This window comes from Micromonospora sp. NPDC005194 (assembly GCF_040608335.1).
GTDB lineage: Bacteria > Actinomycetota > Actinomycetes > Mycobacteriales > Micromonosporaceae > Micromonospora.
The window spans coordinates 19,247-31,916 of record NZ_JBEXIA010000046.1; the positions used below are offsets into that span (position 1 = coordinate 19,247).

Below are 12,670 nucleotides of genomic sequence, written 5' to 3' on the forward strand. Positions count from 1 at the left end.
TCACGCCGCCTCGACGAAGGGAATCCGGATGACGGAGAGCGCGCAGACCACCGAGAGTCGGACGGTTCCGCCCGCGCGGCCGTACCCGTTCAGTGTGCCCGACCGCCTCGTCGTCGATCCGACCTATGGCGAGCTGCGCGAGAACGAGCCGATGACCCGGGTAAAGCTCCCCTACGGCGAGGAGGCGTGGCTCGCCACCCGGTACGAGGACGTCCGTACGGTCCTCGGTGACGTGCGGTTCGGCCGCGCCCTGTCCGTCCAGCGCGACGAGCCCAGGCTCACCCCGCGCCAGCAGTACAGCGGCATGCTGACCATGGACCCGCCCGATCACACTCGGCTGCGCCGGTTGGTGGCGAAGGCGTTCACGGCACGTCGGGTGGAGGCGCTGCGACCCCGAACCCAGGAGATCGCCGACGCGCTGGTCGACGACATGGTCCGGCTCGGTCCTCCGGCCGACCTGGTGGAGCACGTCGCCACGCCGCTGCCGATCCAGGTGATCTGCGAGCTGCTCGGGGTCCCGTACGCCGACCGCGACCGCTTCCACGTCTGGTCCGAGGCGATCGTCTCGACCACCTCGCTGCCCCTGGAAACGATCCAGGAGTACCTGAACAATCTCTGGGGGTACATCGGTGGTCTGGTCGCCGAGCGGCGCCGCGACCCGGGGATCGACGACCTGCTCGGCGCGTTGGTGCGGGCCCGCGACGAGAATGAGGATCGGCTCAGCGAGACCGAGCTGGTGGAGCTGGCCGGAGGGCTGCTCGCAGCCGGCCACGAGACCACGGTGACCCAGATCCCCAACTTCGTCTACGTCCTGCTGCACAATCCGGACCAGCTCGCTCAGCTGCGGGCCGATCCGTCGCTGGTGCCGGCCGCGGTCGAGGAACTGTTGCGGTACGTGCCGCTCGGCGTCGGCTCCTCCTTCGCCAGGTACGCCAAGGAGGACGTCGAGGTCGGCGGGGTGCTGGTCCGGGCCGGTGAGCCGGTTCTCGGCTCGCTGTCGTCGGCGAATCGGGACGGTACCGTCTTCGCCGACCCGGACCGGCTGGACTTCGACCGCGAGCAGAACCCGCACCTGGGCTTCGGGCACGGCGTACACCACTGCGTCGGCGCGCAACTGGCCCGCATGGAGTTGCAGGTCGCCGTCGCCACCCTCGTGACGCGCCTGCCCGGATTGCGGCTTGCCGTTCCGGAAGCCGAGCTGGAGTGGAAGCGGGGCATGTTGGTGCGGGGCCTGCTCGGCATGCCGGTGGCCTGGTGAGTACCGCGTGGCGGATCGGGGTGGACTCGGGCCGCTGCATCGGCACGAGCATCTGTGCCGGTACCGCGCCTGAGCACTTCCGCCTGGTGGGCGGCCTGTCCGAGCCGCTGGCCGACGTCGTCGCCCCGGCCGACGTCGTCCTCGACGCCGCCGACTCGTGCCCGGTGGAAGCGATCACGGTCCGCGATGCCACCGACGACCGGCTGATCGCGCCGGAGGAGTGACCCGACCGAGGGCCGCGACGGTCGTGCCGCCGCGCTGGGCGCGAAGACCGGCGCGGGCGGCGGATGATGGTAGGAGTGAGGCCTCGGCGCACGCGTTGGCATTGCTGCGGTCGCCGCCTATGGTGGAGACATGTCCCCGGTGACGTTCCGCTCTCGTGCCGTCACCGGTGTGGCGGCAATCGGGGCTGCCTACGTGGCGACGGCGGCGTGCCGGATGGTCGGGATGCGGGTGCCGGTTGTCCGCGTGCTGCACATCGCGCCCACCTCCCGGCTGTCGAGCCCGGCGCGAACCGGCCGAGGCCCCCCGCGGAATCGTTGCATCACGGAACGACCGCCAGGGCGAAGCTATCAAGCTTCGGCCCTTTTCTTTTTTCCCTTCGAAAGGCAGAGGTAGACCATGAGCGTCGATCATCGAACCGTCGACCAGGGTTGGCTGGCTGATCTGCGAGCGTCCCTGGCGGAAGACTTCGCCACGCAGACGGCTCGGCTACGGGAATTGACCGAGCTCAACGCGGACACCGGCGACCCGAGCGAGGCCCACAACCGGGCCGCACTGCAGGTGGCCGCCCGCCGCAACATCGAGCAGATCACCGGTGCGCTGAGCCGCATCAGCGACGGTACCTACGGTGCCTGCACGAAGTGTCACCAGAACATCCCGGCCGAGCGGCTCGAAATCCTGCCGCACGCGCAGTTCTGCGTGTCCTGCCAGGCGAAGCACAACGGCTGATTCCCGGTGTGGCTGCCGTGCCTCGGTGGGCACGGCAGCCACAGGCCGTCACGCAGGAGATGACTCCGCCACGGTGACGACGTCCAGGACGTCAAGGATTCCCAGCAGCCCGGCGAGGGTCACGGCCTCGGAGCGGGTCAGGGTCAGCGAGTAGGTGGCGTCGGGGTCGTCGGGGGACTCGTAGACGAGATCTCGCCGGCCGCCCGAATGGTGCGTGACCACGCCCACGCGGCGGCCGTCGGCGGTGGTGAACATGCGGCGTACCCCGATACCGGGCAGCGGGGTCAGTTCGACAATCATGGGAACTCCAGCGGGCAGGGCGGCGAATGTGCGCGGCGGCTCGACAGCGGCGCAGGCCGGCGAGTGTGGCCAGGCGAAGTGCGGCGGGGCGCGGTGACAGCGCGGCCGGCCGGTCATGGCGGCCAGCCGGGCGGCGCCATGGGACTGGCGCGAGCGGGGCGAGTGGATCAGGCAAGGCCCCGCGCATGGCGCGGGGGAGCACGATCCGCCGACCAAGCGGGCACACAACCGGGGATCGCCCGCCGTGCGGAACGGAACACGATGCACAGCCCGATCGACCGGGTGGCGGAGAGCACCAGTACGAGCACGGCAAGCAGCAGCATCGTCGGCAGCGGCGCTCGCCCGCCGACGCGCCGAAGGCTGCGTCGATCGTGCATGCCCGAACCATAGCCGTCGCCCAGAGTGGAGACCACATCCGCATCGGGTGACCGCCCATGCCCCGCCAGCAACGCCGGCGACGACCCCGCGCGCCGGGCTGGATAGTCCATCGCTTCGTGAGCGCCGGAATGCTACGAAGGGACGTGCCTGACATGACCAGTTCCCTTGATGCCACGTCCCTGGAAACTCCGCGGCTGCTGTTGCGCCGCTGGCAAAGCAACGATCTGGACGGCTTCGCCGCGGTGAACGCACAGCCCGAGGTCATGCGGTACATCCATGACGGCCGCACCCTGGACCGGGCAGCGACCGCGGAGCGCCTGGCCAACTATCAGCGGCACTGGGAGGAGCACGGCTTCGGCCTGTACGCGGTGGAGATCAAGGAAACCGGCGAGCTGGCCGGTTTCACCGGGCTGGCGGTGCCAACCTTCCTGCCCGAGATCATGCCGGTCGTGGAAATCGGCTGGCGGCTCGGCCGCGCGTACTGGGGCCGGGGCTTCGCCACCGAGGCGGCCCAGGCCGTGGTCGCCCACGCTCGTGCCGAGCTCGGACTGCGGCGGCTGGTCAGCATCCACGTTGTCGGCAACGAGGCGTCGGCGCGAGTGATGGTCAAGCTGGGCATGGCGCTGGACCGCGAGACCGTGCAGCCGGACACCGGCCGCCAGGTCCGGGTCTATGCGATGGATCTGTAAGCGGTCCACCCAGCGACCGTCCCGACAGCTCCGGTCCGGCAGGCCAATTCGCCGCAATCCGCGCTTGTAGCTGAACGGTTCGGGCCCCCGGTTGAGCCGATCCGGGGAGCCCGCTCACCCTCGCGAAGTCGCGGGACGTATTGACTGTGTGATGATCGAGTGGTGCGGGTGATGATGGCCACCGATGCGGGGCACCCGGGGCGGAAGAATGAGGACTTCGCCGGTGCCGTGCCGTCCGGCATGGTTCTGGTTGACGGCGCGGGTGGCATCGCCGGCGCCGAGAAGGTCTGCCATCACGGCGTTACCTGGTACGCCACCCGTCTCGGCGGTGCTCTCCTGGGCGCGCTGTCCCACGACCGGACCCTACGTGAGGTGCTGGCCGAGAGCATTGAGCGGATCACCGACGAGCATCGCGACACCTGCGATGTCACGAATTCCATCAGCCCTTACGCGGCCGTGGCGATGCTCCGATTCTCGGATGGTCTCGTTGAGCACCTGGTCCTCGGAGACGCCGTGGCGGTCATCGGCCGGACCGGGGCCGATCCCTTCGTCGCCCACGATCCGCGCGAGGTGATGATCGCCCGCTCCGTGGAGGCCCGGCTGAAGGGCGTGCCGGAGGGCACTGACGAGTACCGGCGACTCATGCTGGAGTTGCGTGCACAACGGAACAGCCCGGGCGGTTTTTGGGTGGCCAAGGACGACCCGCGGGTGGTGGACGAGGCGATCACCGGCAGCTGCCCAACGGACGAGATGACCGTTGCTGCGCTGCTGAGCAACGGCGTGAGCCGGCTGGTGGACACCCTCAGACTGACCAGTTGGGCGGGACTGCTGCACCTGGCGGGGACGGTCGGACCCGGCGAGGTCATCCGCTGGGTCAGGGAGGCTGAGGTTCGCGGCGACGTCGCCCCTGACGACGCGACGATCCTCTGCTGCAGCCGGACGAGACAGCTCGGCGACGGGTGACTCGATTGCCGTTTGCCGGCCGGGCATACTCGCTGTTCATGACGTACGACCTCGCGGTTTGGCAAGGCGAGCGCCCAGACGAGTCGAACGCGGCCGCGACCTTCAGCGCCTTGTACGACCAGTCCAGGCAGACCGCTTAGCCTGGACGGCGTCCCCATGCCGAGATCAGCGGCGCGAGGGTGAGGTCGAGCTCGCCGGCATCGACGGCGGCCAGGTGCGCGTCGATCTCGGCGTCGTCGGCCAGCCCGGCGGCGAGCAACTCGGCGCGGACCATGCGTACCGTCGCGATCTCCAGCCGGTCGCAGGCCACCCCACCGACCGGGAAGCAGCCGGCCGCCGCCACATCGACCAGGCCCGCCGCGCGCAACGCCTGCGGCAGCGTACGGCCGTAGCGCAGGTCGGCACCGCGGCGCGTCATCAACTCCCGGACGGCACGCCGCAGCCGGTTGGCACGCCGCTGCGCCGGACCGACCTCATCGAGACAGGCCAACGGCTGCAACTCGGTGTCGGCATCCTCGACCAACAACCAGCCGCCGGGCCGCAGCGCCGCCACCATCGTCGCCAACGCCCGGGCCCGGTCGGGCACGTGAACGAGCACGAGCCGCGCGTGTACCAGGTCAAACGTGCCGGACTGCGGCGGCGGGTCCCCGACGACGTCGTGCCGAAGAACCTCGTACCCGCCCTGCGGGTCCAACCAGGCCGGATTGATGTCCGTGGCCAGCACGTAACCGGTTGGTCCGACGGCCGTGGCCAGGGCCTCGGGATTGCTGGGACCTCCGGCACCAACTTCCCAGCAGCGCCAGCCCGCCCGCACTCCGAGCCGGTCGAGGTGCCCACGCGTGACACCGTCGAACAGCTCGGCCAGCCAGCTGAACCGCTCGCCCGCCTCGCGCCGGGCATTGTCGAGCAGGTAGCGGTGATCCGGGGCAGGCTCCGGGGAGTGTGGCGACGGGGTCGTGGCCTGCGCGCCCGCAGTATTCACCGGCCCGCCCGTCGTGTACGGCTCGGGCCCGGGATCGACGACGGGCTGCGATGAACTCATGCCCACATCCTCACGCCCGATCGTGTACGGCGTCAGCGCGACACGGGCTGAAACCAGACACAGCAACGCCTCGACCGGCCCAGTCGCAGGGGGCTCACGAGTCGGCGAGCCGAAGGAGATCACGTAGGTGGGCAACCTCGGAGCGGTTCTCCGGACCGAATCGCTGCAGTGCTCGGCGCCACGCACCACGCCGCGAGCAGGTCGCCCGCGGCGTGGTGCGTGGTGCCGAGGTGGGTGAGCGTGCGTTTGAGCGGGACGCGCGCCGACGGTGCGCTGGCGACGGGCGCGGTGGCTACCGGCGCGCGAGCTGCGGGGGTGGCGTCGTTCGGTGCCCTCGCCGTAGGGGCGCTGGCCGCCGGGGCCGTGGCTGTCGGGGTGCTGGTCATCGGGCGGCTAGCCATTCGCCGGGCGGTCGTGCGGGAGCTGCGCGTCGGCCGGTTGGAGATCGACGAGCTGGTGGTGCACAGCCAACCCGCTGCCGAGGGATGACCCGCTCCCGCGCTGGGCGCGAGACCGTCGTTGGTGGTGCGCGGAAAACCGTGGAGGTGGCGGGCAGCACCGAGTCCGGGAGACTGGCGGGGCATCAACTCGCCCGGGTCAAGAACCAACGCGGTGCGGTCCGTCGGCGGGACGCGTTCGCGCCGACGGACCGCACCGGAAACGACGCCTACGGTTTGCGGGCGAGGAGCCCGACGAAGGTGTGATAGGTGTCGGTCTGCATCGGCGCGGGCGTACCCGGCTCTGGGCGCCACTCGGCCAGCGGCACCAGCCCCGGCTCCAGCAGCGTCAGCCCATCGGCGAACGAGAGGATCTCCTCGTCCGTACGCCAGCGGCCGGTGCCCAACGACTCGTTGAAGACCCGCTCGACCTCGCGGGCCTTGCGGGAGCCTTCGGGGTCCCGCTCACCCGGGTCGCGGAAGTGCGAGATCGCCACATAGCTGCCGGAGGGCAGCGCGTCGATCAACGCCGCCGCCACCGCTCGCGGATCCTCGTCGTCACCGAGGTGGTGCAGGATCGCGAAGAGCAACAACCCGATCGGTCGGTCAAAATCGAGGAACCGACGTACGTCCGGATGGTTGAGGATTTCCTGTGGTGCCCGGACGTCCGCCTGGATCACCGTCGCGGTGCCCTCCGCGGCGAGCAGGGCCCGTCCGTGTGTCAGGACGATCGGATCATTGTCCACATACACCACCTGAGCCTTCGGGTTCTGCTCGGTGGCGACCTCGTGCACGTTGCCCTGGGTGGGCAGCCCCGATCCGATGTCGAGGAACTGGTCGATGCCCGCCTCGGTGACCAGGAAACGAATCACGCGACGCAGAAAGGCCCGGTTCGCCTGACCGGCTGCCGGCCCATCCGGTGTGATCCGCAGGGCGTGCTCGGCGACCTGTCGGTCGACCTCGAAGTTGTCCTTGCCGCCGAGGAAGAAGTCATAGACCCGGGCCACGCTGGGAATGCTGGGGTCGATGCCGGGGGGTGCCGCCTTGTCGCGGGTCACAGGCGTCTCCATTCGATCGGGACGGGCGCAGTCTGAGGTCTGCGGGCGGTGCCGGATTGCGGCGAGTCTAGCGATCGGAAGGGTTGAATTTTACCCCGACTGGTATCGCTCCCAGCGAACCGTCCCGTGACCAGCACACTCGTTCAGCGACGCCGGCTGGCGGTAGGCCCGGCGCCATCACGGTCATGTTGCTGGCGGTCGGCCGGGACCCGGCGCCGCGTCCCGTTAGGCTCGCCGACATGCCGTACAGCACTTCGACGTCGCGCGTAGTCGGCGGCGATGTCATCGAAGGGCGGCAACGCCTCATCTTCGTCAACAAAGGTGATCACTACGCACTCAGCACGCTCGGCGTTTTCGCGGACGGCGTCGTCCTCTGGCGATACGGTTCAACTGATCTCGACGGCCTTCGCGCTGTGTTCGACGATGGAACGCTGACCCTGACGCCACCCGAGGGCTCTTCGCTGATCATCAGCGGCACGGCGAGAGGATCCGTGCCGGCACTGGAGTCGTGGCTGACTCCGGAGCTGGTGATCGGCGAACTCGCCGACGAGGTGGACCTTCTCAACAACCGGCCGGATTCCTCCCGGCGCTGCTGGAACGCACTGCTGGTGTACGCCGCGGAGCCGACCGGGGCAAACCTGGAAATCGTTCGCGCGCTGTATCACGCGGTGCCCGAACACCGCCGGATCTACATGCTCGGTGACATGGACCAGAACGACGTCCCGGTCCGGATCCTGCTCGCTGAAGTGGGTGAGACGATCCAGGCCAGGCGCTCAGGCCACATGCTCACGGTGACCCCCGAGGCCCGGAAGCAGGCGCTCGACTATTTCCGCAGGAGCGAGGCTGGTATCGCCAAAGCCCGGACACAGCAGGTGGCGGACGGACCGGAGACAACCGTCCCGCTGACCATCGGCGGGCACGTCTATCCGCATGGCTGGCCGGACCCTGCGGGCCTCGAGGTCCTGCAGATCGACTATCCGGCGGCGGTGATACACGGCGGCCGGGAGTACGCGAGCGTCATGCACGCCTACTGGGCGCTGTCCACTGATGACGCCGAATGGCGCGATCGGATCGCCACGGCCGTCCGTGGCCTCGACGCCCGGGCTGTCGGCGAGGAGGCACCCCGGCGGGCAGGCTGGCCGGCGGCGCGGCTGAGCGTGATGGCCTCGCTGCTGCGGGACAAGTTCGAGCGCCATCCGGCGATGGCGGAAACGCTGCTGGGCACGGGTGACGCCCGGCTGCTCTACAACGACTGGGCTTCGAAATATTGGAGTTCGAGCGGCACCAACTGGATTGGACGGCTGCTGGAACTCGTCCGGTCGGAACTGACTCACCGATAACCGGTCCCGCCGAAAGGGATCACCGGCCCGTGAACGGTCCGGGCCGGTGATCAGGAGACAGTGTTGCGGGTCAGCGGCCCTGCAGGCGCTTCACGTTGTCGCCGAAGGTCCAGCCCTTCGACCCGTCCCAGTTCGCCGACCAGGTCATCAGGCCCTTGATGCCGGGGACACTGTTGTACGCCTGGGTGACCAGCGACGTCGACATGTAGCCGCCACCGGCACCGGACTGCGCGGGCAGGCCCGGAACCTGCTTGTCGTACGGCACGCGGATGGTGGTGCCCTGGATGGTGAGGCCGTTGTTCAGGCACTGCGTCTGCACCGTGAAGCCCTGCACGGTGCCGGCGGGGTACGAGTCGCCGGCGCAGCCGTACATGCTGCCGTTGTAGTACTGCATGTTCAGCCACCAGAGCCGGCCGTTGTCCACGTACTTCTTGATGATCGGCAGGTACGAGCCCCAGATCGAGCCGTAGACCACACTGCCGCCGGTGACGTAGGCCGTCTCCGGTGCCATGGTCAGGCCGAAGTTCGAGGGCATCCGGGCCAGCACCCCGTCGATGATCCGGATCAGATTGGCCTGCGACGTCGACAGGGTGTTGATGTTGCCGCTACCGGTCAGGCCGGTCTCGATGTCGATGTCGATGCCGTCGAAGTGGTAGGCCGTCAGGATCGGCACGATCGTCGCGATGAACCGGTCGGCGACCGCGGTGGAGCTCAGGTCGATGCCCGCGGCGGCCCCGCCGATCGACATCAGGATCGTGGCGCCGGCGGCTTTGGCCTGGCACATCTCGGCCGGGGTGGCCACCTTCACGCCGGCGTCCATGCCGTTCTCCCAGAGGACCGTGCCGTCTGAGCGGATCACCGGGAATGCCGCGTTGATCACGTTGTAGCCGTGCTGGTTGAGCCGGCTGTCGGTGATCGGGATCCAGCCGAGTCCGGGGTGGACACCGTTCGAGGCGCCGTCCCAGTTCTCCCAGTAGCCCTGCAACACCTTGCCGGTGGGCCGCGACTTCACCGCGCAGGTCCCGCCGGTTGGCGGCGGCGTGGTGGGGGGAGGTGTGGTCGGAGGCGGCGTGGTGGGCGGCGCGGTCGTCGGTGGTGGCGTGGTGGGCGGCGGAGTGCTTCCCGAGCACGCGCCCAGGTCACGCCACAGCGACGGGGTCGCGGCGGGGTTCCAGCCGGCGCCGGGGTACGCGGTGTGGGTGACCAGAGCCTGGTAGAGCCGGCCACCGTAGGTGACCTGGGTGCCTGCCTGGTAGGTGGTGCCCTCGGCCCAGGCCGGCGCGGTGCAGGCGACCAGCGCGACGGCGTTGGCCGAGGGCACGGCCGCCATGCTGCTGGGGACGAAGGCGACGGCGGCCGTGACGGTCATCGCCGCCCCGGCCACCACTGCGAAAATCCGACGGCTTCTCATGGCTCACTCCCCGGCTTCGGCGACCCGTGACCTCCACATATTGACGTTCGTGTGGCTTAATAGCAAGGGTTGTTTACAGATAGCGGCCGGGTCGTCGCCGTCGCCGGCGGCTCCGGGGCGCCCAGCCGCGTCCGGGGCCGCCGAGGGGACCGGTGCCCGGGTGCCGCGGCGACCGCCTCGACAGGCGGCGGCGACTGTCGTGCTGGATACTTCCCCGATGACCAATCCTGACCTCGATCCGGACGTCTATCCACCCCTCGATCCTCGCGAGCCCGTTCCGGAGACCGCCGAAGAGCTGCTTCCCGGTACGTCGAACGAACTGCCGGCCGCGCCGACTGAACCGATGCCCGACGACGGCGAGCCCGGAGGCGTACCCGAGCCGGCGTGACAGTCGTCCGGCAGCGCTGTCCCGCCCCGCTGTGAGACGTCAAGGACTCGGGTGGGACCCGCGCATGGTCGCCGACCGAGGCGTGAGATACGTTGGCGATCATCGATACGTGGCGGGATCGTCGACGTATGACAGGCGTGTTCCCGTCCTCGCTGATCCGCCGCCTACTGCCGGGTCTGCTGGCCGCCGTCGTGGTGTCGACGGCGGTGCTCACCACCGCGATCAGCGCCGCTCCGGCAGCCGACGCCGGGGCCGCGCCGCCGGCCGCGTACCCCGGAATCGTCCCGGCCCCCGGCGGGCCCGCGGCGCCGACGCCAACCACGGCGCCCAGTACGCCGAGCACGTCGCCCTTCCCGCCGAGCGCGCCCACGAACCTGACCGCCAGCGAGGTCCGGACCGGGTCGGTCACCCTCACCTGGACGGCCGCCAGGCCGGGCTGTTGCGCCGTCACCGGCTACGACATCACGTACTACCAGGCGTTCGACGACGTCATCTACAGCGCCAGCGTCGGGGCCGTCACCACCACCACGATCAGCAACTACCTCCGGCCGGGCAAGCAGTACTCGTTCCGGGTGGCCGCCCGGGACAGCCTGGGACACCGCTCAGCCTCGACGGACGCGCTGACCGTGGTCACCCCGGTGACGGACACCGGCCCGGACACCACCCCGCCGAGCGCCCCGCAGAACCTGACCGTTGGCGAGGTGACCGCCTCGACCGCCACGCTGTCCTGGTCGCCGTCGACGGACAACGTCGGCGTGCTCGGGTACAACGTCTACCAGTTCGACGGCTGGTTCACCTCGACGCTGATCGCCACCGTGCCGGGAACGACGTACACGGCGTCGCTACCCCCGTCGACGCCGCTTCGCAACCTGTTCTACGTACGGGCCCGGGACGCGGTGGGCAACGTGTCGATCGCGTCCAACACGGTCGCCCTGCCCACGACGTCCACTCCGCCGCCCCCACCGCCCTCGACCTGCCGGGTCACCTACCGGAACCAGTCCGAGTGGCACGGCGGCTTCGTGGCCACGGTGACGGTCCAGAACGCCGGGGCGGCACCGGTCGACGGCTGGATCGTCACCTTCAGCTTCCCGGGAGACCAGCAGGTCATCTCGGGGTGGAACGCCACGGTCGGCCAGACCGGCGCCACCGTGACCGCCCGTAACGTCGACTGGAACCGCGTCCTCGCGCCGAACGGCTCGGCGAGCTTCGGCGTCCAGGGGCGGTGGAGCACCAGCGACGCGCCGCCGACCAGCTTCTCGTTGAACGGCGCCCCCTGCACGGTGGGCTGAGCGCGTCCCCATTGGAGGATTTCGTGAGCACACCCCACCGCCGCCGCAGAGCACTGCTCGGGGCTGTCGCGGCCGGCATTCTCGCCGCCTCGACCACATTCGGCGGTACGACCGTGCCCGCCTCCGCCGCGAATACGCTCAGCATGCGGGGCGCCGACGTCTCCTCGTTGCAGCGCAGCCTGGATCTGGGCGCCAGGTACTACGACGCCGGCGGTGTCGCCCGCGACCCACTGGACATCCTGAAGTCCGTCGGCGTCAACTACGTCCGACTGCGCGTCTGGAACAACCCGATCAGCGGCTACAACAACAAGAGCAAGGTCTTGGCCCAGGCGAGGGCGGCCAGGGCGAAGGGCCTCAAAGTGCTCATCGACTTCCACTACTCCGACACCTGGGCCGACCCCGGCAAGCAGTACAAGCCGGCCGCCTGGGTCGGCCACAGCCTGAGTCAACTGCGCACCGACGTCTACACCTTCACCTACGACGTCTGCTCCAGCCTCCGAGGGCAGGGCACCCCACCGGACAGTGTGCAGATCGGCAACGAGATCAACGTCGGGATGCTGTGGGACGAGGGCAAGGTCGTCAACAACGACTTCGCCCCGCTGGCCGGCTTGCTCAAGCAGGGCTACAACGCGACCAAGGCGTGCGGCAGCGGCATCCCGGTGATGATCCACACCGCCGACGCCGACAGCAACGCCAACGCGCGATGGTTCTACGACGGCATCCGCGCCCAGGGTGTGCAGTGGGACATCACGGCCCTGTCGTACTACTGCATGTGGCACGGGACCCTGGCGAACCTCTACAACAACATCGTCGACCTGCGCGGCCGCTACGGGAAGCCGGTGGTGATCGTGGAGACTGCGTACCCCTTCACCCGGAACAACGCGGACAGCGAGCCGAACGCCATCGGCGACGCGACCTGTGACGGCATCAGCGCGACCTGGTCCGGGCAGGCCCAGGAGTTCGACTGGGTCCAGAACACGGCCCGCAACGCGGGAGCCGTCGGTGTCTTCTACTGGGAGCCGACCTGGTACGCCGTCAACGGCAACGGCTGGGATCCGGCCAACATCAACGGCACCGGAAACCAGTGGGACAACATGGCGGTCTTCGACTGGTCCGGGCGGGTGAACCCGGGCGTGCGCTGGACGCCCTGACCCGTCGCCCGACGC

Annotated in this window: 15 protein-coding genes; 10 read left to right on the plus strand and 5 right to left on the minus strand. The window is 69.5% G+C overall.

The window, feature by feature from the left end:
* Nucleotides 1-28 precede the first annotated feature (28 nt).
* The 3 genes from ABZU53_RS28210 to ABZU53_RS28220 all read left to right on the plus strand — a co-directional run bounded on the left by ABZU53_RS28210 (nucleotide 29) and on the right by ABZU53_RS28220 (nucleotide 2,209).
* On the plus strand, nucleotides 29-1,258 hold the full coding sequence (locus tag ABZU53_RS28210; RefSeq protein ID WP_355068503.1) for a cytochrome P450: 1,230 nt from the start codon (nucleotides 29-31) through the stop codon (nucleotides 1,256-1,258).
* On the plus strand, nucleotides 1,255-1,482 hold the full coding sequence (locus tag ABZU53_RS28215) for a ferredoxin (protein ID WP_354862258.1): 228 nt from the start codon (nucleotides 1,255-1,257) through the stop codon (nucleotides 1,480-1,482). The genes ABZU53_RS28210 and ABZU53_RS28215 overlap by 4 nt, the downstream gene beginning before the upstream one ends.
* Nucleotides 1,483-1,879: 397 nt before the next feature.
* Nucleotides 1,880-2,209 (plus strand): TraR/DksA C4-type zinc finger protein, encoded by a 330-nt coding sequence (locus tag ABZU53_RS28220; protein WP_355068504.1) that lies wholly within the window; start codon nucleotides 1,880-1,882, stop codon nucleotides 2,207-2,209.
* Between the two features lie 48 nt (nucleotides 2,210-2,257).
* On the opposite strand, the gene ABZU53_RS28225 is transcribed toward ABZU53_RS28220, so the two are convergent.
* Together ABZU53_RS28225 and ABZU53_RS28230 are read right to left on the minus strand one after the other, a co-directional pair.
* A complete protein-coding gene (locus ABZU53_RS28225; protein WP_354863283.1) occupies nucleotides 2,258-2,509 on the minus strand; it encodes a potassium transporter TrkA in 252 nt (83 codons plus the stop codon).
* Nucleotides 2,510-2,676: 167 nt separating this feature from the next.
* Entirely contained in the window at nucleotides 2,677-2,886 is a 210-nt protein-coding gene (locus tag ABZU53_RS28230) for a hypothetical protein (RefSeq protein WP_354863284.1), read from the minus strand.
* A gap of 153 nt (nucleotides 2,887-3,039) precedes the next feature.
* Here ABZU53_RS28230 and ABZU53_RS28235 point away from each other — a divergent pair, with 153 nt between their 5' ends.
* Both ABZU53_RS28235 and ABZU53_RS28240 read left to right on the plus strand, forming a co-directional pair.
* Nucleotides 3,040-3,576, plus strand: coding sequence for a GNAT family N-acetyltransferase (locus ABZU53_RS28235; protein ID WP_355068506.1), 537 nt, complete (start codon nucleotides 3,040-3,042; stop codon nucleotides 3,574-3,576).
* A 171-nt stretch (nucleotides 3,577-3,747) separates the two neighbouring features.
* Nucleotides 3,748-4,539 carry a hypothetical protein gene (locus ABZU53_RS28240; RefSeq protein WP_355068545.1) on the plus strand — a complete coding sequence of 264 codons (792 nt, stop codon included), beginning with the start codon at nucleotides 3,748-3,750 and terminating at the stop codon, nucleotides 4,537-4,539.
* Between the two features lie 136 nt (nucleotides 4,540-4,675).
* Here the strand turns inward: ABZU53_RS28240 and ABZU53_RS28245 are convergent, their stop codons facing one another.
* A complete protein-coding gene (locus tag ABZU53_RS28245; protein ID WP_354863285.1) occupies nucleotides 4,676-5,581 on the minus strand; it encodes a methyltransferase domain-containing protein in 906 nt (301 codons plus the stop codon).
* A 234-nt stretch (nucleotides 5,582-5,815) separates the two neighbouring features.
* Here ABZU53_RS28245 and ABZU53_RS28250 point away from each other — a divergent pair, with 234 nt between their 5' ends.
* Nucleotides 5,816-6,070: a hypothetical protein gene (locus tag ABZU53_RS28250; RefSeq protein WP_355068508.1), complete on the plus strand. Its 255-nt coding sequence runs from the start codon at nucleotides 5,816-5,818 to the stop codon at nucleotides 6,068-6,070.
* Between the two features lie 178 nt (nucleotides 6,071-6,248).
* Here the strand turns inward: ABZU53_RS28250 and ABZU53_RS28255 are convergent, their stop codons facing one another.
* The gene (locus ABZU53_RS28255) at nucleotides 6,249-7,076 is read right to left on the minus strand and encodes an SAM-dependent methyltransferase (protein ID WP_354861117.1); all 828 of its coding nucleotides are present in this window, start codon (nucleotides 7,074-7,076) and stop codon (nucleotides 6,249-6,251) included.
* A 239-nt stretch (nucleotides 7,077-7,315) separates the two neighbouring features.
* Here ABZU53_RS28255 and ABZU53_RS28260 point away from each other — a divergent pair, with 239 nt between their 5' ends.
* Entirely contained in the window at nucleotides 7,316-8,416 is a 1,101-nt protein-coding gene (locus ABZU53_RS28260; RefSeq protein WP_355068510.1) for an NADAR family protein, read from the plus strand.
* Between the two features lie 70 nt (nucleotides 8,417-8,486).
* On the opposite strand, the gene ABZU53_RS28265 is transcribed toward ABZU53_RS28260, so the two are convergent.
* Nucleotides 8,487-9,827: a glycosyl hydrolase family 18 protein gene (locus tag ABZU53_RS28265; protein ID WP_355068512.1), complete on the minus strand. Its 1,341-nt coding sequence runs from the start codon at nucleotides 9,825-9,827 to the stop codon at nucleotides 8,487-8,489.
* A 217-nt stretch (nucleotides 9,828-10,044) separates the two neighbouring features.
* On the opposite strand from ABZU53_RS28265, the gene ABZU53_RS28270 reads away from it, so the two are divergent.
* From ABZU53_RS28270 to ABZU53_RS28280, 3 genes are all read left to right on the plus strand, one after another.
* A complete protein-coding gene (locus tag ABZU53_RS28270; protein ID WP_355068513.1) occupies nucleotides 10,045-10,215 on the plus strand; it encodes a hypothetical protein in 171 nt (56 codons plus the stop codon).
* Between the two features lie 128 nt (nucleotides 10,216-10,343).
* Entirely contained in the window at nucleotides 10,344-11,504 is a 1,161-nt protein-coding gene (locus ABZU53_RS28275) for a cellulose binding domain-containing protein (RefSeq protein WP_355068515.1), read from the plus strand.
* 23 nt (nucleotides 11,505-11,527) lie between these two features.
* Nucleotides 11,528-12,655, plus strand: a complete 1,128-nt coding sequence (locus ABZU53_RS28280; RefSeq protein WP_355068517.1) for a glycosyl hydrolase 53 family protein — start codon at nucleotides 11,528-11,530, stop codon at nucleotides 12,653-12,655.
* The last annotated feature ends 15 nt before the right edge of the window (nucleotides 12,656-12,670 follow it).

What these genes read in the sequence shown, in the direction of transcription:
- ABZU53_RS28210 (WP_355068503.1), top strand. Translation starts at nt 29, where the DNA reads ATGACGGAGAGCGCGCAGACCACCGAGAGTCGGACGGTTCCGCCCGCG.
- ABZU53_RS28220 (WP_355068504.1), top strand. Translation starts at nt 1,880, where the DNA reads ATGAGCGTCGATCATCGAACCGTCGACCAGGGTTGGCTGGCTGATCTG.
- ABZU53_RS28225 (WP_354863283.1), bottom strand. Translation starts at nt 2,509, where the DNA reads ATGATTGTCGAACTGACCCCGCTGCCCGGTATCGGGGTACGCCGCATG.
- ABZU53_RS28230 (WP_354863284.1), bottom strand. Translation starts at nt 2,886, where the DNA reads ATGCACGATCGACGCAGCCTTCGGCGCGTCGGCGGGCGAGCGCCGCTG.
- ABZU53_RS28235 (WP_355068506.1), top strand. Translation starts at nt 3,040, where the DNA reads ATGACCAGTTCCCTTGATGCCACGTCCCTGGAAACTCCGCGGCTGCTG.
- ABZU53_RS28240 (WP_355068545.1), top strand. Translation starts at nt 3,748, where the DNA reads ATGATGGCCACCGATGCGGGGCACCCGGGGCGGAAGAATGAGGACTTC.
- ABZU53_RS28245 (WP_354863285.1), bottom strand. Translation starts at nt 5,581, where the DNA reads ATGAGTTCATCGCAGCCCGTCGTCGATCCCGGGCCCGAGCCGTACACG.
- ABZU53_RS28260 (WP_355068510.1), top strand. Translation starts at nt 7,316, where the DNA reads ATGCCGTACAGCACTTCGACGTCGCGCGTAGTCGGCGGCGATGTCATC.
- ABZU53_RS28265 (WP_355068512.1), bottom strand. Translation starts at nt 9,827, where the DNA reads ATGAGAAGCCGTCGGATTTTCGCAGTGGTGGCCGGGGCGGCGATGACC.
- ABZU53_RS28270 (WP_355068513.1), top strand. Translation starts at nt 10,045, where the DNA reads ATGACCAATCCTGACCTCGATCCGGACGTCTATCCACCCCTCGATCCT.
- ABZU53_RS28275 (WP_355068515.1), top strand. Translation starts at nt 10,344, where the DNA reads ATGACAGGCGTGTTCCCGTCCTCGCTGATCCGCCGCCTACTGCCGGGT.